Raw genomic sequence first — 22,866 nt, forward strand, 5'->3', positions numbered from 1 at the left:
ATCGTCCCACTTGCGGGGCCGTCGAGGGGTCGCGCGGTGGGGCAAGGCACCTGCACGCTAATGTGTCTGCTTGTCAGTTGTGCATTGATCAGAACAGTAATACAAGCGCCCAAGGGAAGACTCTTGGGCTTCATCTGTGGGGTAGGCGATCCGTGAGTCCGACTCGCCGTACGACGCGGCGTTCGTTGGCCCGGCGCAGGGTGCCACGCGCCGCCGCTTTGGCGTTGCTGCTGGCCACTGCTACGGCGTGTGCTAATGACGTCCCCGAGGCCGACTGGTCTCGCGGCCTTCTTCCCGAACACATCACCGAGCAGGGTGGCCCGATCCAGACTCTGTGGAACGGGGCCTGGATCGCCGCACTCGCCACGGGCGCCGTCGTGATCGTCCTGATCGTGTGGGCGGCCATTTTCCACCGCAAGCGCAAGGCGAAGGCCGATCTCCCGCCGCAGGTCCGCTACAACCTGCCGATCGAGATGCTTTACACCTTGATTCCGCTGGTCATGGTGTCGGTGTTCTTCTTCTTCACCGCCCGCGACAGCGAATACCTCACCCGCATGTCCAACAACCCGGATGTGCGGGTCAAGGTCGAGGCCTTCCAGTGGAGCTGGCGCTTCACCACGAATGTCGGCGGCAAGACGCTGCAGCCCGTCGCCGGCCTGCCGGTGAACGACTACAGGCAGGGCCCCCAGCTTGTCCTGCCCGTGAACAAGACGGTCGAGTTCGACCTGTCGACGGACGACGTCATCCACTCGTTCTGGGTGCCGGCGTTCCTGTTCAAGCGTGACGTGATCCCCGGCATCCCGGAGGGCAACCCGGGCCGCAAGTTCGAGATCAAGACGCTTGACAAGCCGGGCGTCTACGCGGGCCGCTGCGCCGAGCTGTGCGGTGTCGACCACAGCAAGATGCTCTTCTCGGTGAAGCTCGTCAACGACACCGAGTGGAACCAGTACATCGCTACACAGGCTGGGAGTGCCCAGTGACCGCCATTCAAGAACCACTTCGCGCGCCGGTCGGGCGGCCCACCACCAAGGGCCAGGTGATCGCCAAGTGGCTGTCCTCCACCGACCACAAGATTATCGGGCACCTTTACCTGATCACGTCGTTCATCTTCTTCCTGATCGGCGGCGTCATGGCGCTGATCATGCGGGCGGAGCTGGCGCAGCCGGGGCTGCAGTTCACCAGCAACGAGCAGTTCAACCAGCTGTTCACCATGCACGGCACGATCATGCTGCTGATGTTCGCGACGCCGCTGTTCGCCGGCTTCGCCAATGAGCTGATGCCGCTGCAGATCGGCGCCCCCGACGTGGCGTTCCCGCGCCTCAACATGGTGAGCTACTGGCTCTACCTGTTCGGCAGCATCATCGCCGTCTCCGGCTTCTTCACCCCGGGCGGCGCCGCGTCGTTCGGCTGGTTCGCCTACACGCCGCTGTCGAACGCGATCAACTCGCCCGGCATCGGCGGCGACCTGTGGATCATGGGTCTGGCCCTGTCCGGTCTGGGCACGATCCTCGGCTCGGTGAACTTCATCACCACGATCATCTGCATGCGCGCCCCCGGCATGACCATGTTCCGCATGCCGATCTTCACCTGGAACGTCCTGCTCACCAGCATGCTCGTGCTGATGGCGTTCCCGGTGCTGGCCGCCGCGCTGCTGGCCCTGGAGGCCGACCGCAAGCTCGGCACCCACATCTTCGACTCGGAGAACGGCGGCGCGCTGCTCTGGCAGCACCTGTTCTGGTTCTTCGGCCATCCCGAGGTCTACATCATCGCGCTGCCGTTCTTCGGCATCGTGACCGAGGTGCTGCCGGTCTTCAGCCGCAAGCCGATCTTCGGCTACATCAGCCTCGTGGTCGCGACGATCTCGATCGCCGGTCTGTCCATCACGGTCTGGGCGCACCACATGTTCCCGACCGGGCAGGTGTTGTTGCCGTTCTTCTCGTTCATGACGTTCCTCATCGCGATACCGACAGGTGTGAAGTTCTTCAACTGGGTCGGCACCATGTGGCGAGGGCATCTGAGCTTCGAGTCGCCGATGTTGTTCGCCGTCGGCTTCCTCATCACCTTCCTCCTGGGCGGTCTGACGGGTGTCATCCTGGCCTCGCCGCCGCTCGACTTCCACATCAGCGACACCTACTTCGTCGTCGCCCACTTCCACTACGTGGTCTTCGGCACCGTCGTGTTCGCCATGTTCGCCGGGTTCTACTTCTGGTGGCCCAAGTTCACCGGCAGGATGCTCGACGACAAGCTGGGCAAGGTTCACTTCTGGCTGCTGTTCATCGGCTTCCACACCACGTTCCTGGTGCAGCACTGGCTCGGCATGGCGGGCTTCCCGCGCCGCTACGCCGACTACAGCGCGGCCGACGGCTTCACCGACCTCAACATGCTGTCGTCGGTGGGCGCGTTCGTCCTGGGCCTGTCCACGCTGCCGTTCTTCTACAACGTCTGGAAGACGTGGCGCAGCGCGCCCAAGGTCACGGTCGACGACCCGTGGGGTTACGGCGGCTCGCTCGAGTGGGCGACCTCCTGCCCGCCGCCGCGGCACAACTTCACCTCGCTGCCGCGCATCCGGTCTGAGCGCCCCGCGTTCGACCTGCACTACCCGCACGTGTCCGCCAAGCCCGTCCAGGAGGTGGAGGCCTGATGAGGATTCAAGGGTGGCTTTTCCTCGCGTGCGGCCTGTTCTTCGCCGGCGTCGACGTCGCCTACTGGTTCTGGACCAAGGCCGCCACCGGCCAGGGTGAGCCGGTCGGCACCACGGCCATGGCCATCTCGGTCGGGTTCGCGTTCATGGTGGGCTACTACCTGATGTTCACCGCGCGGCGCATCGGCCCGCAGCCGGAGGACAACAAGCAGGCCGACATCAGCGAGGGAGCCGGTGAGATCGGGTTCTTCAGCCCGAGCAGCTGGTGGCCGCTGTTCGTGTGCCTGGCGGCGGCCTTCGCCTTCGCCGGGTTCGTGTTCGGCTTCTGGATGTTCCTGATCGGGGTCTTCCTGATCCTCATGGCCATGATCGGGTTCGTGTTCCAGTACTACCGGGGCAACTTCTCGCACTGAGCGAAAGCTGAGCGAAACCGGAGCGGGTGTCCTTCCTTGGGGGAGGACGCCCGCTTTTTCAGGTTCTTTACCAGTGGTCGGATGTGGTGATTCGATCACTCAGGGTAATAAAGGAGGCAGAAGCGGTTCGATCTTGGGCGAGGGAGTCACCGTGGAGCGCGTAACGTATGGATCCGCCGGTCTGCTGGTCTTGGTGCTGGCGACCGCGTGCTCGGCGAACGACCCGGCGCCGATCGCCATGGTCGGCGGCGCGCGGGGGCCCGCGGTGTCGTTCTCTCCTCAGGACAAGACCAAGGACGTGCCCACCGACCAGCCCGTGGTCGTGGCGGCCAACAGCGGCAAGCTCAGGAGCGTACGGGTGGACGCTGGCAAGTCCGCCTCCCTCAAGGGCGTGCTGAGCGGTGACGGCAGCCGCTGGCGTAGCATCGGCACCGCCCGCCCCGGCACCGCCTACACGGTCACCGCCGTCACCGAGGACGCCGCGGGCAAGCAGAGCACGACCAGCAGCACGTTCACCACGGTCAAGGGCAAAGAGACGTTCGACATCGAGACCATCACCCCGAACAAGGACGACACCGGGCTGACGGTCGGTGTCGGCATGCCCATCATGATCGCCTTCGACAAGCCGGTCACCGACCGGGTATCGGTCGAGCGCAACCTCACCGTCCGTAGCTCCAAGCCGGTGGAGGGCGCCTGGCACTGGTTCGACGACCAGCACGTCGACTTCCGGCCACAGAAGTACTGGCCCGCGCATACGAAGGTGCGGGTGGACGCGCAGCTGGCGGGGGTGCGCGGGGGACCGGCCATGTACGGCAAACGTGACGTCACGGTCAACTTCAAGATCGGCCGATCGCAGATCACCAAGGGCAGCACCGACGAGCACGTGCTCACGGTCCGCCGCGACGGCAAGAAGGTCCGCACCATGCCGATGAGCGCCGGCCAGGGCGGGCAGTGGAAGTACTACACGACCTCCGGTATTCACCTGGCGATGTCGCGCGAGCCCGTCACCGTCATGACCTCCCCCGGGATCGGGCCGGGCCAGGCCGGCTACTACCGGCTGACGGTCTACAACACCGTGCGCATCTCCAACAGCGGCGAGTACGTGCACAGCGCGCCCTGGTCGGTCGGCTCGCAGGGCAACTCGAACGTCAGCCACGGATGCGTGAACATCAGCCCGGACAACGCCAAGTGGTTCATCAAGAACACCCTCATCGGCGACCCGATCATCATCACCGGGTCGCCGCGGAAGCTGGAGCCCCTGAACGGGTGGGGGCACTGGCAGGAGAACTGGAGGCAATGGCTGAAGTGGAGCTCGCTCAAGGCGGGCCCCACGATCGGCCTGTCGTAGCCGGCCGGCACCGGCACGTCCTCAGGCGATGCCTGAGGACCCGGCAGCTCCGTGCCGGGAGCCCCGCCGTCAGGCGGGGCGCAAGGAGCGGCTGACCTCCACCCACCGATCCAGGAGGGCCGCGGCGGCGCCGGAGTCCACGGCCTGCACCGCGCGGGCATACCCCTCGGTCATGGCGGAGTCGAGATCGTCGCCGGGGCCGTCGTAGGCCACCAGCGCGGCGGCCGCGTTGAGCAGCACCGCGTCGCGCACCGGCCCGGTCTTGCCGCGCAGCAGGTCGTGCACGGCCTGGGAGTTGAACGCCACATCGCCGCCGCGCAGCGCGCCCGCGTCGGCGCGCGGGATGCCGAGGGCCGCGGGGTCGAACGTCGTCTGCGTGGCGGTGCCGTCCTTGACCACCCACACCGTCGAGGTGCTGGAAATGGTCAGCTCGTCCAGGCCGTCGTCACCGCGGAACACCAGGGCGGACACCCCGCGCTCGGCGAAGACGCCCGCGAGCACGGGCAGCATCCTGGCGTCGAAGACGCCGATGGCCTGGGCCGCCGGGCGGGCCGGATTGGTGAGCGGGCCGAGGAAGTTGAAGATCGTGGGTACGCCGATCTCCTTGCGCGTCGGCCCGGCGAAGCGCAGCGCGGGGTGGTAGACGGGGGCGAAGCAGAACGCGATGCCGGCGTCTTGCGCCACCTGCGCCGTCTGCTCGGGCGTGAGATCGAGGCGGATGCCCAGGTGCTCCAGGACGTCGGCGGCGCCGCACGAGGAGGAGGCGGCGCGGTTGCCGTGCTTGACCACGCGCGCGCCGGTCGCGGCGACGACGATGGCCGCCATCGTCGAGACGTTGACGGTGTGGGCGCGGTCACCCCCGGTGCCGACGATGTCCACCACGCGGCCCTCCACGCTGAGCGGCGTGGCCAGGTCGAGCATGGTGCGGGCCAGGCCCACCACCTCGGACACCGTCTCACCCTTGGCGCGCAAGGCGATCACGAAGCCCGCGATCTGAGACGGCGTCGCGGAGCCGGACATGATCTCCCGCATCGCCCAGGCCGTCTCGTCTGATGTCAAATGCTCTCCGGCCAGGAGAGCGGAAAGCAGGGCAGGCCAGGTCGTCCGGGAGTCCATGGGGCACCTACTTAGCGTTGAGTCGGGTGGAGGAACGGCGGCGCATCAGGTCGGCCACCGTGTCGGCCACGACCATGGGCTCCAGCGGCTGGGACACCACGGCATCGGCCTTGGACCATTCGGCCAGCCACCGGTCGTCGCGCCGGGCGATGATCAGGCAGATGGGCGGGCAGTCATAGACCTCGTCCTTGGCCTGGCGTGAGACGCCCATGCCGCCCGCGGGCTGCGTCTCGCCGTCGAGGACGGCCACGTCGATCTCGCCCGAGCCCAGCCACTGGTGGACCTTGGGCTCGGTGGCGCACTCCACGATCTCGACGAAAGGCACGTCCGCCGCGGGCCGTCTGCCGATGGCCTGGATCACCTCGGCCCTCGTGGCGGCGTCGTCGCTGTAAACGAGAACCTTCATCGTGTCGTCGGTGCTCCCAGATGACGTCACTGTCGCGCTCACTATCGGTCGTAGCGGTAGGGTCACCCTGGATCGTACCGGTGTGCCGGGGTGCAAACCCAGGTTGCCGCCCGTTGGGGGCGTTTTGCGGCAATTATCCCAGGTTGGTGGCCGGTTTGTACCTGCTAACGGGGGGTCGTGCGCGGGACCGGCTACTGGAGCCGCAATAATGCTGCCCGTGGCGACAGCATCCGCAATAACTTCGACGACGACAGCACCGTCGTACCGCAGACCCAATCTGGTCAGCGTCGGGACGATCGTGTGGCTGTCCTCTGAGCTCATGTTCTTCGCGGCGCTGTTCGCGATGTACTTCACCATCCGGTCGGTGAGCGAGGGCAAGGGTCTCGAATGGAGCCCCGCGCTACTTCCCGCAGGCGCGCAAGCCGCTGAGGGTGTCGCTCACCTGGACATCCCGTTCGCAACGGTCAACACGATCATCCTGGTGCTGTCGAGTGTGACGTGCCAGCTCGGCGTGTGGGCCGCAGAGAAGGGGCAGGTCAGCAGGCTCCGCTTCTGGTACATCGTCAGCTTCCTCATGGGCGCGGTCTTCATCGCGGGCCAGCTGTTCGAGTACTCCAAGCTGGCGTCAGAGGGCGCGACCCTGTCCGCCAACGCCTACACCTCGGTGTTCTACCTGACGACGGGCTTCCATGGCCTGCACGTGACCGGTGGCCTGATCGCGTTCCTGTTCATGCTGGGACGCACGTACGCCGCGAAGCGCTTCACGCATGAGCAGGCCACCAGCGCGATCGTCGTGTCCTACTACTGGCACTTCGTCGACGTCGTCTGGATCGGTCTTTTCGCGACCATCTACATCATTCGTTAAGGAACGGGATCTCTGTGACTAGGATCACCGCTTGGCGGCGGCATCCCCTCGCGAGATACGCCGTCCTGATTTTGGCGCTGGCGCTGGTCGGGATGGTATACGCCGCCTTTGTCCAGGCGGGTAAGCCTGCCGACGCGGCACTCGCGGCAGGCAAGGTCGATGACGTGGCCGAGGGCAAGAGCCTGTTCGTCCAGCATTGCTCGAGCTGCCATGGCATGAACGCCGAGGGCATCAACGACAAGGCGCCCACGCTCATCGGCGTCGGCGCCGCGGCCGTCGACTTCCAGATGAGCACCGGACGCATGCCCGCGGGCGCGCCCGGCCCTCAGGTCCCGCGCAAGCCTCCGGCGCCCTGGGTCAACGAGACGACGACCCGCCAGATTGCGGCCTACGTGCAGTCGCTCGGCGGCGGCCCGCAGGTTCCCGGAGCCGAGCAGGTCGACGCGAAGCTCGGCGACGCCGGCCGGGGCGGCGAGCTGTTCCGCGCCAACTGCATCCAGTGCCACAACTGGGTCGGCGCCGGTGGCGCCCTGACCCAGGGCAAGTACGCCCCCAACCTCAATGAGGCGTCCCCCACGCAGATCTACGAGGCGATGGTCACGGGCCCGCAGGCCATGCCGGTGTTCAACGACACGACGATCACGCCGGAAGAGAAGCGCGACATGATCGCCTACATCACCCAGGTGCGTTCGCAGAAGGACCCGGGAGGTTTCGGCCTCGGGCGTATTGGCCCGGTCACCGAAGGTCTCGTAGCGTTTGTTGTGGGACTCAGCGCCCTGGCACTCGCCGCCATCTGGATCACCGCGAAGAAGCGACAGAAGTCATGACAGACAACGAGCACGAGATCGAGCAGCCGGACGAACGCGTACCCAAGCGCGTCATCGGCACCCCCGCGCCGGGCACCTCGATGCTCGGCACCGTGGAAGCGGCGGAGCCTGCCGCCGAAGAGGTCCCCGGCGTGACGCTGCAGGACGAGGCCAAGGCCCGCAAGGCGGAGAAGGTCGTGGCGCTCTGCTTCACGATCACCTTCCTCGCGTCCATCGCGTTCATCGTCTCCTATGTGGTGTTCCAGGTGGGCAGCCCGGAGGCGACAGGGACGTCCAACCTGGCGCTGGGCAGCACGCTGACGATCGCGATCCTGGGCCTGGCGGTCGGCATCGTGGTCTGGGTCCGCCAGATCATGCCGAAATACTCGCTGATCCAGGAGCGCCACGCGATGGCCTCCGACGAGCCCGACCGCGAGGTCGTGGCCGACACCTTCGTCCAGGGCGCCAACGAGAGCGGCTTCGTCAAGCGCAAGCTGCTGCGTCGCACGCTGCTGCTGGCGGCGGCGCCGCTCGGCCTGGTGCCGCTGGTGCTGCTGCGCGACCTGGACAACTCGAAGATGCCGGGCTCCAAGTTCAACGAGGAGCTGCGCCACACCGTCTGGGGCGAGAAGAACAAGGAAGGCAAGCCGCTCAAGCTCGTCGTCGAGGGCACCGGACAGCCGATCAGGGCCGCCGACTTCAACTCGCCCGGCGGCATCCTGTCGGTGGTCCCCGAGGGCTACGAGCACGACCTCAACGCCCTCGCCAAGGCCACGCTCATTCTCATCAAGTTCCGCCCGGAGGAGCTCAAGTCCGGGGTGCGGAAAAACTGGACGCACGACGGCATCGTCGCCTACTCCAAGATCTGCACCCACGTGGGCTGCCCGGCGGCGCTCTACGAGCAGAACACCCACCACATCCTCTGCCCGTGCCACCAGTCGACGTTCGACGCCGCGGACGGCGCCAAGGTGATCTTCGGCCCGGCCGCGCGGCCGCTGCCGCAGCTGCCGATCGCCGTGGACGAGCAGGGCTACCTCATCGCTCAGGGCGACTTCGACGTGCCCGTCGGTCCCAGCTACTGGGAGCGCGGTGACGCCGAGAGGGCGGCCCGGGAGCAGGGAGGCCAGGCATGACCACCGAACTGAAGACGGTTCCCAAGGCGATCTCCGGCCCGTCGACCTTCCTCGACGACCGGCTCGGCGGGGCCAACTTCCTCAAGCGCAACCTGCGCAAGATCTTCCCGGACCACTGGTCGTTCCTGCTGGGTGAGATCGCGCTCTACTCGTTCATCATCCTGCTGCTGACCGGCACGTTCCTGACGTTCTGGTTCAAGCCCAGCATGGAGCACGTCATCTATGACGGCGTCTACGAGCCGCTCAAGGGCGTGGGGATGTCCGCGGCCTACGCCTCGACGATGGAGATCAGCTTCGAAGTCCGGGGTGGTCTGCTCATGCGGCAGATGCACCACTGGGCGGCCCTGCTCTTCGTGGCCGGCATGACCGTGCACATGCTGCGGGTGTTCTTCACCGGCGCCTACCGCAAGCCGCGCGAGCTCAACTGGATCATCGGCGTGCTGCTGCTGACGCTGGCGCTGCTCGAGGGTCTGACCGGCTACTCCCTGCCCGACGACCTGCTGTCCGGCGCCGGTCTGCGGATCACCGAGGGCGTGGCGATCTCGCTGCCGCTCATCGGCACGTTCCTCACATTCTTCCTGTTCGGTGGGGAATACCCGGGTGAGGACATCATCGCCCGGTTCTACTCGCTGCACATCCTGCTCATCCCGGGCATCCTCCTGGCGTTGATCTCGGCTCACATGGTGCTCATGTGGGTGCAGAAGCACACCCAGATGCCCGGCAAGAGCCGCACCAACCAGAACGTGGTGGGCGCGCCGTTCTACCCGGCCTTCATGGCCAAGGCGGGCGCCTACTTCCTGTTCACCCTCGGGGTGATCGCGGGCCTGGCGACCTTCGCCCAGATCAACCCGATCTGGCTGTTCGGCCCCTACACACCGGCGGACGTGTCGGCCGGCTCGCAGCCCGACTGGTACATGGGCTTCCTGGAAGGCGCGCTGCGCATCATGCCGCCGTGGGAGATCAACCTCTTCGGCACGACCCACGCGGGCACGTTGCCGCTGAGCGTGATCATCCCGGCGCTGGTGCCGATGGGCATCATCATGACCGGTCTGGCGCTCTATCCGTTCCTGGAACGCTGGGTGACGGGCGACAACCGTGAGCACCACATCGCGGACCGCCCGCGCAACAACCCGCACCGCACCTCGATCGGCATGACGGCCATCACGTTCTACGGCGTGCTGTGGCTGCTCGGTGCCAACGACGAGATCTCGGCGAACTTCCACATCAGCCTCAACTGGACGACGTACGCAGGCCGGTTCCTGATCATCTTCGCGCCGGCGCTGGCGTACCTGATCACCTACCGCATCTGCCTCGGCCTGCAGCGCCAGGACTCGGCCGTCGTCTCGCACGGAGTGGAGTCCGGTGTGATCAAGCGGCTGCCGCACGGTGAGTTCATCGAGGTCCACACGCCGCCGGCGGACGACATCGAGGCTCACGTGCGCGGCAAGGAGCCGGTGCTGATGCTGCCGGTGGCCGAGGACACCGCCGGCATCCCGCCCAAGGGCATGCGCGGGCCGCTCGGCAAGCTGCGCGCACGCATGTCCAAGGCGTACGGCGGGGAGAAGATCCCGCTGGACGAAGGCCACGAGCACGAAGAAGAGCACGCCGCCATCAGCGGCGGCGAGGATCACACGCTCACCCGATGACACCGGCCCGCTGATGACACCGGCCCGCTGATGACACCGGCCCGCTGATGACACCGGCCCGCTGATGACACCGGCCCCGGACGGATCTTTCCGTCCGGGGCCGGTGTCTTTATTTTTACGGTCGCCCAGCGTCACCGCACGCGCCGTAGCCCCTTGCCGCCCGTCATGGCCGGTCGTGAAGGCTCACGGGTTGCTCGCCGTGACGGAGCGCGTTCTGGGCCTGCTCCGTGGTCAATGCGGCACCAAGAGGAGGCAGGCGTCAGTCGGCTTCCGGGAAGCCGATCGAGAAGGCCGCGTCCAGGTCGTGTTTGCTGAAGGCGCGGAAGGCGATGTGCGTTTCCGTGTGCAGGACGCCCTGGACCTTGTTGATCTTTCCTGGGACGACCTCGGCGATTTGTTCATAGGCCGGGACGCGGACCATGGCAAGGAGGTCGTATTCGCCGGTGATGGAGTAGACCTCGCTGACGCCGTCGATCTCGGCGATCGTCTCGGCGACCTCCGTGATCCGGTCTACCTCGGCGTTGATGTGGACGATAGCCGTGACCATGGAGCAACTCTAGCGGGTTACCGCAAAGGCCGCCCCTCGCGGCCACGTCCCTGGTCGAGATGGCGGTAGGCGAGGTCGATGCGGGCCTTGTGGCGGGCGGCGCCCCGGGCGGGCAGGCTCCACACGCCGTCCACCTCCACCAGCCGCACGCCCGGCGATTCCAGCCAGCGCAGGATGCACTCGGTCTCCTCGGCGCTGGCGGCGTGGACCGGGCCAGGACCGGGGATGACGACCTCGGCCGTGGCCGTCAGGGAGGCCACGAAAGGGGTGGGATGGACGCCCTTCTGCAGGACACCGGCGGCGGCGAGCCTGCCGTATCTGACAACGTGGACGTCCCAGCCGCCGCCGAACGCCGGGCTGGCGGCGACCAGTTGCGGGATGCGGGTGAGGGAGCTCAGCCGCTGCATGCGGGCCGCCGTGCGGACGAACGCGGCCAGCCGGTCGCGGTCCACGGACGCCTCCTCGTAGCGCTGCTCGACCGACAGACGCTCCATGCGGGCCTGAACGGCGGTGAAGACGGGCGTCGCGTCGAGCGTCATGGCGCGGCGGGCGCTCTCGACGTGGACGGCGTATTCCTCGGGGCTCTCCCAGCCCTCGCACGGCGCGCCGCAGCGGCCCATCTCGTGCAGCACGCAGGCCGCGCGCCGGGTGCGCAGGCTGATCGGCTGGGTGCACTGGCGTAGTGGCACGGCCTCGTGCAGCGCGATGCGGGCGTCGTCGGCCAGCCGGGCGCTGGTGAACGGGCCGAGGTAGGTGGCCTCGTCGTCCTTCAGCTCGCGCACGATCGACAAGCGGGGAAAGGGCTCGGCGGTGAGCTTGAGCCAGAGCACCTTCTCGGGGAAGCGGGAGCGCCGGTTGTAGCGGGGCTTGGCGCCGCCGATCAGGCGCAGCTCCCTGACCTCGGCCTCCAGGGTGGTGGAGCAGACGATGTGGCGCACCCGCTCGGCGATGCCGATCATCTCGCGGATGCGCGGCCGGGTCTCGCTGGCGGTGAAGTAGGAGCGCACGCGGTTGCGCAGGTTGGTGCTCTTGCCGATGTAGAGGACCTCGCCCCGCTCGTCCTCGAAGAGGTAGACGCCGGGCGCGTGCGGCACGGACTCGGCCAGGTGCCGCTTGCGCTGCTGCTCGGGCGTGGGGGCGCGGACGAACGACTTCAGCTCCTCCAGCGTGTGCACCTGGAACGAGCCGGCCCGCCCGATCAGCCCGTGCAGCACGTCCACGGTGGCCCGGGCGTCCTGCAGTGCCCGGTGGCACGGCTCGACCGGGCTGCGGAAGAATCTGGCCAGCGTGGCCAGCTTGGCGTTGGGCGTCTCGTCGCGGGTCAGCACGCGCCGCGCCAGGTCCACGGTGTCGACGACCGGGTTGGCGGGCGGGGGATAGCCGTGCGCGGCACAGGCCGCCTTGAGGAAACGGGTGTCGAACCCGGCGTTGTGCGCCACCAGCACGGCCCCGCGGATGAACTCCAGGAAGCTCGGCAGCACCGCCTCGATCCGCGGCGCGGCCACGACCATGGCGTCGGTGATCCCGGTCAGCACGGAGATGAACGGCGGTATCGGCCCCCCAGGATCGATCAGCGTGGAGAACTCGCCCAGCACCTCGCCCGCCCGCACCTTGACCGCCCCGATCTCGGTGATGGCGTCCTCATTGGGCGCGCCGCCGGTCGTCTCCAGGTCGAACACGACGAACGTGACCTCGTTGAGCGGAGTGCCGAGTTCGTCGAGAGTGCCTTGTACCGCGTCCACGAACCAAGACCATAGAGAGACCGACCGACAGGATCGAATAACCAACCCCCTTGATCATTAGTTACCCTTCCCTTTGTGTCCACGGGAAGACTTGCCGGCCGCTACGCACTCCAGCGCCCCCTCGGCGCTGGTGGCATGGGAACGGTGTGGCTGGCCAGGGACGAGATGCTTGACCGCGACGTCGCGGTCAAGGAGCTCATGCTGCCCGAGGGCATGTCGCCCAAGGAGCGGGCCGACTCGGTGAAGCGGTCCGTGCGCGAGGCGCAGGCCACCGCCCGGCTGCGCCACCCGGGCATCGTGGCCCTGCACGACGTGGTCGTCGAGCACGAGCGGCCGTGGCTGGTCATGGAGCTGCTGCGGGGCCGCACGCTCGCCGACACCGTGCGCGAGTTCGGGCCCATGCCGCCCGACTACGCCGCGCGGATCGGCGCGGACGTGCTGGAGGCGCTGTCCGTCGCGCACGCGCAGGGCATGCAGCATCGCGACGTCAAGCCCGGCAACGTGTTCCTGACCGAGAGCGGCAGGGTGGTGCTCACCGACTTCGGCATCGCCCGGCAGGAGGGCCAGGCCACGCTCACCGAGCAGGGGCTGATGATCGGTTCGCCCGGGTTCATCGCGCCCGAGCGGCTGGAGGGCCACCCCGGCGGCTCGGCCAGCGATCTGTGGTCGCTCGGGGCCACGCTCTACACCGCGGTGACGGGCGCCGCCGCCTACGAGGGGTCGGCGGCCCAGCGCGTACGCGACACGCTGACGCAGCCGCCGCCCGTCGCGCCCGGCCCGCTGGGGCCGCTGATCAGCGCCATGATGGCGCAGCACCCGGAGGCCCGGCCGGACCCGCGGATGATCGTGCCCGCGCTCAGGCAGGTCGCCGCCGGAGGCCCGCTGCCCCATGTGCCGGCCGGCCAGGAGACGACCGCGCCCAGCCCGGTCAGGAAGCGCGGCCGGGCCGTGGCGTGGATTGCCGCGGCGGCCGCTTTCGTGGTCGTGGCGGCCGGCGGCTTCTTCGTGCTGAGGAGCATGGACAGCGGGGCACCAGCGGCGTTCACCGCGCCGATGGACGTGTGCACGCTGATCAACCCGGAGGAGGTCGGCTTGCTCCTGCGCACGCAGAGCCCGCCCAAGGGCCAGCCGGGCGCCGACAGCGTGGGTCCCAAGTGCGGCTGGCCGATCTCCCGCACCGGCGTGGGCCTGCAGGTGCAGAAGGACTCCGACACGGTGGACCCCTGGTCGATGACCCCGGTCAGCGCCCGCAGGCTGTTCCAGAACCAGAAGCGCTACTGGTCGAAGTTCGACGAGCTGCAGTGGAAATGGCCGGAGATCGGGGTGAAGGACTCCATGAAGGCCAAACGCACGCCGGTGCGCCAGATCACCGGCGTGGGGGAGGAGGCGTTCGCCTTCGAGCTGACGGGCCCCACCGGGCGGATGCTCTCGGCCTACGTCTACTACCGGCTGGCCAACCTCGTGGTGAGCGTCGAATACTCCACCATCGCCGACCGGCCCACCGACGAGGACATCAAGCAGTCGGCCCTGAAAGCGGCACAGGCGAGCGAGCAGGCGTTGCGCCATGCCGCATGACCTCTACCTGCTGGCAGGCCGTTACCGGCTGATCGAGCGGCTCGGACAGGGCGGCGCGGGCACCGTGTGGCGGGCCATCGACGAGATCCTGGACCGGCAGGTCGCCGTCAAGCAGGTGCGCGTGCCGGAGGGGCTCAACCCGGCCGAGCGCGCGCAGTTCACCGACCGGGCCATCCACGAGGCCAGGTCGGCGGGGCGGCTGCGCGACCCGGCCATCGTCCTGGTCCACGACGTGGTGCTCGAAGGCGACCAGCCGTGGATCATCATGGACCTGGTCACCGGCCGTTCGCTCGACAAGCTGATCAAGGAGCGGGGGCCGCTGCCGCCCGAGTTCGTGGCCCGGGTGGGGCTGCAGGTGCTGTCGGCGCTGGAGGTCGCGCACGCGCACGGCATGCTGCACCAGGACGTCAAGCCGGCGAACATCCTGCTCGACTCCGACGGCTCGGCCATGCTCACCGACTTCGGCATCGCGGCCCCGATGGGCGGGCGGGGCCAGTTCGGCAGCGGCGGCTCGCCCGGCTACATGGCCCCCGAGCGGCTCAACGAGCAGCCTTCGGGCCCGGCATCCGACCTGTGGTCGCTCGGCGCGAGCCTGTACACCGCAGTGGAGGGCCGGGCGCCGTTCGAGCGGGACCTGCCGGCCGCGGTGGCGGCGGCGGTGCTGCTCCACGAGCCGCCGTTCCCGATGCGGGCGGGCCGTCACCTGGGCGGCCTGCTGATGGCCATGCTCGCCAAGGACCCCGCCGCGCGGCCCACCGCGCCGCAGATCCGCCAGGCGCTGGGCGCCCAGCCCGCCGCCACGGCACCCCGGCGCCGCCGCTGGTGGCCGGCCGTCGCTGTGCTCGCCGCCGTCGTGACGCTGGGCGCGGGCGGCTGGTACGCCGCCGCCGCGCTCCGCGTCGAGCCGGAGACCGGCAGATTCGCCCAGGCGCCCGACCCGTGCAAGCTCGTGAGCGACGCCCAGGCCGCCCGGCTCGTGAAGGCCACGCCCAAGCGCAGTGCGAGCAGGCCGGGCGAGTGCGAGTGGGTCATTCGCGACAAGCCCCAACGCCGCCTCATCGTGCGGGTCTGGGCGGAGCGTCCCGACGGCGACCTCGGCGGCCCTCAGGTGGCCGAGCGGCGCTTCGCCAGCGAGAAGGTCACGCGCGCCGCCGCGGAGGGCACGAACGGCAGAGAGAACCGGGGGGACGTCACCGACGTCAAGGGCGCGGGGGAGTCGGCGTTCATCCAGAACTCGTTCACTTTCTATCTGAACTCCGCGGAAAGCGGCCGATCCGACAGCATCGTGCTCTTCCGGACGAGTAACCTGCTGGGCGAAGTGGTCTGGCATCGCGAGGACGTGCCGGCCTCGAAGCCGGCGGACAAGGAGACGGCCATCGCCGCCGCCCGCCTGGTGGCCGCGGCCATCCCGAAGTGATGCCGACCATTGAGTCGCAAGCACCTTGCAAGGGGCGTGACTAGCATGTTCTCCCGCAAGTCAGGGCAACCCCAGGAGTCTTCGTGAATCCCGGTAGCGAGCACCAGCCGCCGACCACCCCCTACCAGGTGCCGGGCAGGCCGTTCGAGCCGCAGGGACCGCCTCCGACCATGCCGAGTGCGCCGTACCTGCCGCCGTCGTTCCCGCCTCCGCCTCCGCCTCCGCCGCCGAAGCGGCGTCGGCCGGCCTGGCTGCTGCCCACGCTGTCCGCCGCGCTGGTGGTGTTGGTCGCGGCCGGCGGTGTGGGCGCCTATCTGGTGTACGGCAAGGTCTCCGGCTCGTGGTTTCCCGCCAAGACCGGGCAGCCGTCGTCGTCCCAGTCCGCGGCGGGCGGAGCGAAGGGGCCGGACGTGTGCGCCATGCTGCCCAAAGAGGAGGTCGACCGGCTCGTGCCTGAGGCGACCGTGACCAAGTCCTCCAGAGAGTCCGACACCACGGTGACGTTCTCCTGCAACTGGGTGAACCGAAACATTTCGTTCGGGGAGTTCCGGCGCGAGCGGGAGATCGACGTCAAGATCGATCAGTGGAAGGGCGAGGGCGCCAGGACCGGCAGGTCGCTCGCCCAGAACTCCTACGAGATCGACTACGGCGGCGGGAAATACGCCGAGACCGCCAAGCCGACCCTGGACCCTGGCGAGAGGATGTACAACTCCCCGCTCAAGGACATCCCGGGCGTGGGCGAGGGCGCATTCGCCCAATACACCTGGACCCGGGACAAGAAGCTGAGCTGGTACGCCTTCGGCAAGGCGCACGCCCGGGTCGGTGACATGACGATCGAGCTCCGATACCAGGCGGGTCAGCAGCGCAAGGACGCGCAGATGCTGTCCAACGACACCGTGCAGGCGATCACCGAGGAAAACGCGATCCGCGAGGTGAGCGGCCTGATCGCGCACTTCGCCAAGGGCGCGGCCGCCTGGCAGGCGAAGAACCCCGACGTGCTGGCCCAGCCGGAGCCGTCGCAGACCCCGAGCGCGACGAGCGCTCCGCCGACGCCCTCGCCGTCCGTCCTGCCCTCGTTCCCCGCCGACTGCGGCGCCTTGACGGAGGTGGCCACCCGGCTGGTGCCCGATCCGGAAACGCGGGCCCGCGGCACCACGATCGGGGCCGACAACCAGACCGAGTGCCGCTGGCTCAACAAGAACCTGCCGGGCGGCGAGGGGATCATCAAGATCCGCAGCGCGCTGATCACCGTGCACCGGTTCACCAACCGGGCGGGCGGCGTCGACGAGGCCTCGGCCAAGGGCTACTACGCCAGCGAGCGCGGCGGCGACCGCCATATGGCGGAGAGTTCGATGGGTGGCATCACCTGGGGCAAGGTCGCCGACGTCGAAGGGCTGGGAGAGCAGGCGTACCGGCAGTTCGTCCAGACCAGGGGGCGGGGCGAGGTCTCGGCCTCTTCCGGGACGGTGCTGATGCGCAAGGGCGCCGTCGTCGTGCGGGTCGACTACTCGGGGCACCAGCGGCCCGAGGGTGAGGCGACGAACTCGCCCAAGGTCAAGCTCATGACCGAGAAGGACGCGCTGGGCGGCGCGCTCACCCTGGCCAGGGCGTACATGGCGGAGCTGGACAAGCAGCCGACCGGCAGCTGAGCGCGCGGCAGGCGAGCACCGGTCCAGGCGCCCCTCGCGGATCGTCCTCCTGACCAGTGATCCGCGTCAGCGGTTAATGAGGCTGCAACCGGGTTGCAAGTGAGACAAATACCGTTATGTCTGCAAGCACTTGAGCCGCGCGATCCGAGTTTGTCCAGTACAGGGGCATGGGCAAACCACAGGGATCACGCGGCTCGCTTCTTTTCCGTCACGTGTTGCGTGCCGAGCGGTCCAGGAAGGGCTCCAGCAGGCCCGGCATCGCGCGCGAGGCCAGGTCCAGACCGTCGCCGCGGCCGACGTCCACGACGTCGTAGCGCCCGTCGCCGGCGGCGGTGGTGGCCGACACCGTCAACAGGCCGTGGCGACGCTGGAAGAGCGACTCGGTGATGGTCCAGCCGGAGATGCCGGCGCGGTCGAGCGCCACCGTACGCCGGACCACGGCGCCGGTCCGCGTGATCAGGTGCCGTCCGCCGAGCGCATGCCCGAGGCTCCTGGCGCTCTCCGCGGCCAGCCATAACCCGAGCGGCAGAGCCACGGCGGGCGCCGCCCAGACCCCGGCCTGCACCCACGCCCACGGCACCAGCGACGACGCGGCGGCCGCGCCTGCCGCCAGAACGAGCACGGTCACCAGAGCCCGCCTGATCCGCCTGCGCCTGGCCGCCCGGGGATGTGCCGCGAGCCCCGCCGGGGCGGGGAGGTTCGTGCGCGCGATCTCGGCGGCGAGGTGGCCGGCGACGGCGCGGGGGAGTGGCGGGGTCAGGGCGGCGACGTCCTCGGTTTCGTTCTCGCCGGCCTTGCCGAGCCCGGTGGCGATGGCCTTGACGCGCGCCCCGCCGCCCAGCCGGAGCAGCAGCGGCTCGCTGATCTCCACACCCCGCAGGCGACGCTCCTCCATCGTGAGCGACCGGGCGGTCAGCAGGCCGCGGCGTAGCCGGAGCCGCCCCGGCTCACGTTCCAGCCGGTAACGCCCCCACGACTCGGCGAACAGCAGCACGGCCCCCAGCACCCCTACGGCGGCGTTCGCCACGACCAGCAGCGGGACGGTCACCAGCGGCCGCGCGGTCACCCAGCTCCACAGTCTCGCGGCGACCTCTGTGGTGAGCACCTTGACGCCGATCGTGTCGAGCCCTTTGTAGGCCAGGCCCAGCACGACCGCCGCGCCCGTGAACGTCCACACCGACAGCGGCGCGTAGGTGATCCACGACCACTTGAGCTCCGCCAGAGGCGGGTCCGCCTGCGGCCCCGCGACGGCGCCGGGCAGCAGCGTACGGCGCAACGTCTCGGCGTCGTGCCTGGTCAGCGGATCCAGGCGGAGCTCGTCGTCCCCGGCCGAGCGCTCGCCCGTGCCCACCTTGACCGCGGTCAGCCCGAACGCCCGCAGCACCGGATCGGCCCGCAGGTCCACGCTCCGCACCCGATCGCGCGGGATCGAGCGGCGCTGCCGCACGGCGATGCCCGAGCGCAGTTCGAGCCGGTCGCCGGTCAGGCGCCAGCGGGTCGTGCGCAACCTGATCACGTCGTACGCCAGCACCCCGGCGACGATCAGCACCGCGGCCCCCGCACACACCGCCACGACGCCGGCGACCGGCCAATCCCGGGTGGTGAGGAACCGGACGAGCCCGAGCACGGCGGGCACCACGAACACCGATGACTTGACCGCCGACGCCCCCAGGCTGCGGCGCGCCAGTCGCTGCCAGTCCTGGCTCCGGCTCGCATCCCGCTCGCGCCGTACGGAGATCTCACTCATGTGGCGTCACCAGGGGTGGCCTGAGTGATCGCGGTCAGGCGTTCGGCCAGGTCGGCGGCCAGCGTGTGGTCCAGAGCCTCGATCTTGATGGCGCCCGCCGACGACGCCGTGGTGACCGTGACGTCCGCCAGCCCGAACCATCGCTGCACCGGCCCCCGCGCGGTGTCGATGCGCTGGATCCGTGACATCGGCGCCACCTTCCAGGTGTGCGTCAGCCAGCCCTTGCGCGTGTAGACCGCCTCTTCGGTGACCTCCCACCGCTCCACCTGGTAGGAGGCCCGCGGCGCCACCACCGCGAGCACCAGGCAGCCCACGGCGAACGCCGCGACCACCATCCCCAGCCAGACCGGCCGGTCGGTGAACACCCAGTACGACACCACCGCCCCGGCGGCGACCGGCACCATGAGGATCAGCCACTGCACGGTCCACCACGGGATCGCCCGCGGATCGGCCTGGTGGCGCGGCGGCCGCAGCGACGTCGTGCTCATTCGCCCGCCTCCGCCTTCTTCGCCGAGTCGGCGACCGCCAGCAACACGAAGCCGAGCACGCCGATCACGACGCCCGCGAACACCTCGTACCCGTCGAGGAACGCCACGTGGTTGACCACGATCAGGCTCTCGGCCCACCGCCACCACCCGAGCACGGCGTTCACCAGGCCGGCCACCCCTTGCAGGAGCAGCAGCCAGCCGAACACCTTCAATACCGCTTCCATACGCACAAGCGTCCTGTCCGGCCGGCTGCTCCCGCGTCGGCCGGAGGTCTCGCCCGGCTGCGACTTTGGTCGGTGTCGCCAAGCCGGTGGAAGGGCCTAATCTCGGTGCCTGTGACGCGAGCGCGAGGGCGGGACGAGCTCGTCCCCGAATACCGGTGGGTGCTCCCGTCGGTGTTGCTCGGGGACGGCCGCGAGGGCCGCCGGGTGCGGCGCTCGCTGCGCGACTGGGTCGTCGACATCGCCGTGTTCCTGATCGCCTGCGGCATCACGCTGCTGGGGCTGCAGGAGATCCAGGACGAGCCGGAGCCGCTCATCGCGATCGAGCAGGTGATGGGCGCGCTGTCGTGCGTGTCGGTCTGGCTGCGGCGCCGCTGGCCGGTCGGGCTCGCGCTGGTGCTGGTCATACTCTCGTCGTATCTGGAGCTCGTCGGCGGTGCGTCCATCGTGGCGCTGTTCACGGTGGCGGTGCACCGGCCGTTCAAGATCTCCGGGCCCATCACGCTGCTGGCCCTCATCACCCTGATGCCCTACCTGGTCCTGCGGCCCCAGAGCGACATCGATCCGCTGCCCTGGGGCTTGCTCCTGGTGGCCCTCATCCTGACCATCTACGCCTGGGGCATCGTGATCAGGGCCAGGCGGCAGCTCATCTGGTCGCTCAGGCAGCGTGCCGACATCGCCGCCGCGGAGGCCAAGCGGCTCGAACGCGAGCGGATCGCCAGGGAGATGCACGACGTGCTCGCGCACCGCATCTCGATGCTCAGCCTGCACGCCGGCGCGCTGGAGTTCCGGCCCGACGCGCCCGCCGGCGAGATCGCCAAGGCGGCCGGGGCCATCAGGACCAACGCCCACCTCGCGCTGCAGGACCTGCGTGAGGTGATCGGCGTGCTGCGGCACGCGCGGCCGGGCGAGGACGACACGGGGGACGACACCGTGCCCGACCGGCCGCAGCCCACGCTGGCCGACCTGCCGACGCTGGTCGAGGAGTGCCGGCAGGCGGGCATGGACGTGCGGCTCGACCTGCGGGCGGACGACGTGCCGGAAGGGCTGGGCCGCAACGTCTACCGCATCGTCCAGGAGGCGCTCACCAACGCGCGCAAGCACGCGGGCGGCGCGCCGGTGACCGTGACCGTGGCGGGCACGCGCGGCAAGGGGCTGTCGGCGGAGGTACGCAACCCGCTGTGGTCCCGCCGCCCCCTGCGCCTGCCCGGGGCGAGGGCGGGACTCATCGGGCTGACGGAGCGTGCGGAGCTCGCCGGCGGCACACTCGAGCACGGCCCGACGCCCGAGGGGGAGTTCGTGGTACGCGCCTGGCTGCCGTGGCCGGTGGAGACGACCTTGGAGGACGCATGACGGGGCCGATCCGGCTGTTGATCGTCGACGACGACGCCATGGTGCGGGCGGGGCTGTCGATGATCCTGGGCGGCGTGGCCGACATCGAGATCGTGGCCGAGGCCGGCGACGGTTCCGAGGTGCCGCCGCTGGTGGCCGAGCACCGGCCCGATGTGGTGCTGATGGACATCCGCATGCCGGGCGTCGACGGTCTCACCGCCACCGAGGCGCTGCGGGGCACGTCGTCGCCGCCCGAGGTGGTGGTGCTGACCACGTTCCACGCCGATGCGCAGGTGCTGCGGGCGTTGCGGGCGGGGGCGGCCGGGTTCCTGCTGAAGGACATCGCGCCCGGCGACCTCGTCCAGGCGATCAGGAAGGTGGCCGCGGGGGAGCCGATCCTGTCGCCGGCGGTGACCCGGCAGCTGATCACGCACGTGTCGGACGGCGGCGCGGGGCAGCGTACGGACCGGGCCAGGAAGCTGCTCGGCCGGCTCAGCGAGCGTGAGCGCGAGGTGGCGCTGGCCGTGGGCCGGGGCAGGTCCAACGCCGAGATCGCGCGGGAGCTCTACATGAGCGTGCCCACGGTCAAGGCGCACGTCTCGCGGATCCTGACCAAGCTGGACCTCAACAACCGGGTCCAGGTGGCGCTGCTGGTCTACGACGCTAACGACTGAGCAGCTGCTCGATGGTGGCCCGGTGCAGGACCAGGTCGTCGGGGTCGGCCGGGTCGGGCTGCTCGCCGAAGTGGATCCTGCGCTGCCACACCCGGGCCATGATGATCCCGTGCCGGAGGGCGGCATACATCTCGTAGAAGTCCATGTCGCGGGGCTGGTAGCCGGTCAGCTCCCGATATTTCTGGCATACGTCGTCACGCCGCATGAATCCAGGCATGCCGGGGAAGCCCGCGGCGACGGTGAGGTCCTGGAAGAACCGATGCAGGAAGATCATCCAGGAGAGATCCAGCTCGCGCGGCCCCACGGCGGCCATCTCCCAGTCGAGGACCGCGACCGGAGTGAAGTCCTGGAACATCAGGTTGCCGATCCTGGCGTCGCCCCAGCACAGCACGTCGGGCCCGGGATCCTCCGGCCAGTGCGACTCCAGCCAGCCGAAGGCCCGCTCCAGCACGGGGATGCGCCGCTTGCCGTGCGCCCACTCGTAGTACGCCTGCTGCGCCTCGACGTGCGCCCGCAGCCCGCCGGCCCCGATCACGGACAACTCCCGCGGCGTGAACGGCGCCTGATGCAGCGCCGCCACGATCCCGACGCTGGCGTCCTGCAGCCTGCGCTGGTCCTCGGGCGCGGCGTCGCACAGCCACCCGCCGAACGTGTACGGCATCACGTCCGGCGGCACCTCGCCCTCGGCGCATTCCATGACGAAGAACGGCGTGCCGAGCGGGCCGGGATCCGGCTCGAGCCAGAGGACCCTGGGCGCTGGAATTCCAGCTATTTCCCTGGCCAGGCGCATCACGTCGAACTGCGCCCGCACATCATACGAGGGGAAGACCGGAACGGCTTCTCCCGCCGGTGCGAGCCGTGCTACGCAGCGCGTTCGCTGCTCATCCCAGGTGGCGGTGAAGAACAGGGTCTCGCTGGACATGCCGTTACTCGTCGGTCTGGACAGTCCGGACACCGAGGCGTCCCTGCCGACCCTGCCGCGGAGCCAGGCAGTCAGCTGATCACGCAGTTGTTCCAGGTCGCGGGTGGACGTACGCATCTGCTCGGTCATGACCGGCCTCCCGGCTCAACAGGCGCCCCGGCACAGTCGTACACCCCCA

The 22,866-nt window shown here is 69.2% G+C and carries 21 protein-coding genes; 13 read left to right on the top strand and 8 right to left on the bottom strand.

The features are described from left to right. Nucleotides 1-152: 152 nt before the first annotated feature. From ctaC to Q9G87_RS30125, 4 genes are all read left to right on the top strand, one after another. Nucleotides 153-980 carry an aa3-type cytochrome oxidase subunit II gene (gene ctaC, locus Q9G87_RS30110; protein WP_305919875.1) on the top strand — a complete coding sequence of 276 codons (828 nt, stop codon included), beginning with the start codon at nt 153-155 and terminating at the stop codon, nt 978-980. Then, nucleotides 977-2,641 carry an aa3-type cytochrome oxidase subunit I gene (gene ctaD, locus Q9G87_RS30115; RefSeq protein WP_305919876.1) on the top strand — a complete coding sequence of 555 codons (1,665 nt, stop codon included), beginning with the start codon at nt 977-979 and terminating at the stop codon, nt 2,639-2,641. The genes ctaC and ctaD overlap by 4 nt, the downstream gene beginning before the upstream one ends. Next, nucleotides 2,641-3,054, top strand: coding sequence for a cytochrome c oxidase subunit 4 (locus Q9G87_RS30120; RefSeq protein WP_305919877.1), 414 nt, complete (start codon nt 2,641-2,643; stop codon nt 3,052-3,054). The genes ctaD and Q9G87_RS30120 overlap by 1 nt, the downstream gene beginning before the upstream one ends. A gap of 151 nt (nt 3,055-3,205) precedes the next feature. After that, nucleotides 3,206-4,402, top strand: coding sequence for a L,D-transpeptidase (locus tag Q9G87_RS30125; protein ID WP_305919878.1), 1,197 nt, complete (start codon nt 3,206-3,208; stop codon nt 4,400-4,402). Nucleotides 4,403-4,471: 69 nt separating this feature from the next. On the opposite strand, the gene trpD is transcribed toward Q9G87_RS30125, so the two are convergent. Both trpD and Q9G87_RS30135 read right to left on the bottom strand, forming a co-directional pair. Further along, nucleotides 4,472-5,518, bottom strand: a complete 1,047-nt coding sequence (trpD, locus tag Q9G87_RS30130; protein WP_305919879.1) for an anthranilate phosphoribosyltransferase — start codon at nt 5,516-5,518, stop codon at nt 4,472-4,474. Between the two features lie 7 nt (nt 5,519-5,525). Beyond that, nucleotides 5,526-5,924 (bottom strand): hypothetical protein, encoded by a 399-nt coding sequence (locus Q9G87_RS30135; protein WP_127940564.1) that lies wholly within the window; start codon nt 5,922-5,924, stop codon nt 5,526-5,528. A gap of 208 nt (nt 5,925-6,132) precedes the next feature. On the opposite strand from Q9G87_RS30135, the gene ctaE reads away from it, so the two are divergent. Genes ctaE through qcrB form a run of 4 tightly spaced genes read left to right on the top strand, consistent with a single transcriptional unit; the run spans nt 6,133 to nt 10,374 of the window. Then, nucleotides 6,133-6,789: an aa3-type cytochrome oxidase subunit III gene (ctaE, locus tag Q9G87_RS30140; protein ID WP_305919880.1), complete on the top strand. Its 657-nt coding sequence runs from the start codon at nt 6,133-6,135 to the stop codon at nt 6,787-6,789. Between the two features lie 14 nt (nt 6,790-6,803). Beyond that, entirely contained in the window at nt 6,804-7,616 is an 813-nt protein-coding gene (gene qcrC / locus Q9G87_RS30145) for a cytochrome bc1 complex diheme cytochrome c subunit (protein ID WP_305919881.1), read from the top strand. Beyond that, nucleotides 7,613-8,728, top strand: coding sequence for a cytochrome bc1 complex Rieske iron-sulfur subunit (gene qcrA, locus Q9G87_RS30150; protein ID WP_305919882.1), 1,116 nt, complete (start codon nt 7,613-7,615; stop codon nt 8,726-8,728). The genes qcrC and qcrA overlap by 4 nt, the downstream gene beginning before the upstream one ends. Further along, a complete protein-coding gene (qcrB, locus tag Q9G87_RS30155; RefSeq protein ID WP_305919883.1) occupies nt 8,725-10,374 on the top strand; it encodes a cytochrome bc1 complex cytochrome b subunit in 1,650 nt (549 codons plus the stop codon). Before qcrA ends, qcrB begins: the two co-directional genes overlap by 4 nt. A gap of 259 nt (nt 10,375-10,633) precedes the next feature. Here the strand turns inward: qcrB and Q9G87_RS30160 are convergent, their stop codons facing one another. Both Q9G87_RS30160 and Q9G87_RS30165 read right to left on the bottom strand, forming a co-directional pair. Continuing rightward, nucleotides 10,634-10,921: an Lrp/AsnC family transcriptional regulator gene (locus tag Q9G87_RS30160; protein ID WP_305919884.1), complete on the bottom strand. Its 288-nt coding sequence runs from the start codon at nt 10,919-10,921 to the stop codon at nt 10,634-10,636. Nucleotides 10,922-10,938: 17 nt separating this feature from the next. Beyond that, on the bottom strand, nt 10,939-12,663 hold the full coding sequence (locus tag Q9G87_RS30165; protein ID WP_305919885.1) for a DEDD exonuclease domain-containing protein: 1,725 nt from the start codon (nt 12,661-12,663) through the stop codon (nt 10,939-10,941). A gap of 75 nt (nt 12,664-12,738) precedes the next feature. On the opposite strand from Q9G87_RS30165, the gene Q9G87_RS30170 reads away from it, so the two are divergent. From Q9G87_RS30170 to Q9G87_RS30180, 3 genes are all read left to right on the top strand, one after another. After that, nucleotides 12,739-14,238 carry a serine/threonine-protein kinase gene (locus Q9G87_RS30170; protein WP_305919886.1) on the top strand — a complete coding sequence of 500 codons (1,500 nt, stop codon included), beginning with the start codon at nt 12,739-12,741 and terminating at the stop codon, nt 14,236-14,238. Next, on the top strand, nt 14,228-15,655 hold the full coding sequence (locus tag Q9G87_RS30175; protein ID WP_305919887.1) for a serine/threonine-protein kinase: 1,428 nt from the start codon (nt 14,228-14,230) through the stop codon (nt 15,653-15,655). The genes Q9G87_RS30170 and Q9G87_RS30175 overlap by 11 nt, the downstream gene beginning before the upstream one ends. Before the next feature lie 83 nt (nt 15,656-15,738). After that, nucleotides 15,739-17,304, top strand: a complete 1,566-nt coding sequence (locus Q9G87_RS30180) for a hypothetical protein (protein ID WP_305919888.1) — start codon at nt 15,739-15,741, stop codon at nt 17,302-17,304. Between the two features lie 208 nt (nt 17,305-17,512). Here Q9G87_RS30180 and Q9G87_RS30185 read toward each other — a convergent pair whose 3' ends face one another. From Q9G87_RS30185 to Q9G87_RS30195, 3 genes are read right to left on the bottom strand one after another with little or no spacing between them, the layout of a single operon-like run. Then, nucleotides 17,513-19,051 carry a PH domain-containing protein gene (locus tag Q9G87_RS30185; protein ID WP_305919889.1) on the bottom strand — a complete coding sequence of 513 codons (1,539 nt, stop codon included), beginning with the start codon at nt 19,049-19,051 and terminating at the stop codon, nt 17,513-17,515. Continuing rightward, nucleotides 19,048-19,539 carry a PH domain-containing protein gene (locus Q9G87_RS30190; RefSeq protein WP_305919890.1) on the bottom strand — a complete coding sequence of 164 codons (492 nt, stop codon included), beginning with the start codon at nt 19,537-19,539 and terminating at the stop codon, nt 19,048-19,050. The genes Q9G87_RS30185 and Q9G87_RS30190 overlap by 4 nt, the downstream gene beginning before the upstream one ends. Then, nucleotides 19,536-19,763 carry a hypothetical protein gene (locus tag Q9G87_RS30195; RefSeq protein ID WP_305919891.1) on the bottom strand — a complete coding sequence of 76 codons (228 nt, stop codon included), beginning with the start codon at nt 19,761-19,763 and terminating at the stop codon, nt 19,536-19,538. Before Q9G87_RS30195 ends, Q9G87_RS30190 begins: the two co-directional genes overlap by 4 nt. A 111-nt stretch (nt 19,764-19,874) precedes the next feature. On the opposite strand from Q9G87_RS30195, the gene Q9G87_RS30200 reads away from it, so the two are divergent. Together Q9G87_RS30200 and Q9G87_RS30205 are read left to right on the top strand one after the other, a co-directional pair. Next, nucleotides 19,875-21,113, top strand: a complete 1,239-nt coding sequence (locus Q9G87_RS30200) for a sensor histidine kinase (protein WP_305919892.1) — start codon at nt 19,875-19,877, stop codon at nt 21,111-21,113. Next, nucleotides 21,110-21,766: a response regulator gene (locus Q9G87_RS30205; protein WP_305919893.1), complete on the top strand. Its 657-nt coding sequence runs from the start codon at nt 21,110-21,112 to the stop codon at nt 21,764-21,766. Before Q9G87_RS30200 ends, Q9G87_RS30205 begins: the two co-directional genes overlap by 4 nt. Here the strand turns inward: Q9G87_RS30205 and Q9G87_RS30210 are convergent. Next, on the bottom strand, nt 21,756-22,817 hold the full coding sequence (locus Q9G87_RS30210; protein WP_305919894.1) for a phosphotransferase family protein: 1,062 nt from the start codon (nt 22,815-22,817) through the stop codon (nt 21,756-21,758). The two genes, Q9G87_RS30205 and Q9G87_RS30210, sit on opposite strands and share 11 nt — an antisense overlap. Nucleotides 22,818-22,866 lie beyond the last annotated feature (49 nt).

The sequence above is a fragment of the Nonomuraea turcica genome (assembly GCF_030718205.1).
GTDB lineage: Bacteria > Actinomycetota > Actinomycetes > Streptosporangiales > Streptosporangiaceae > Nonomuraea.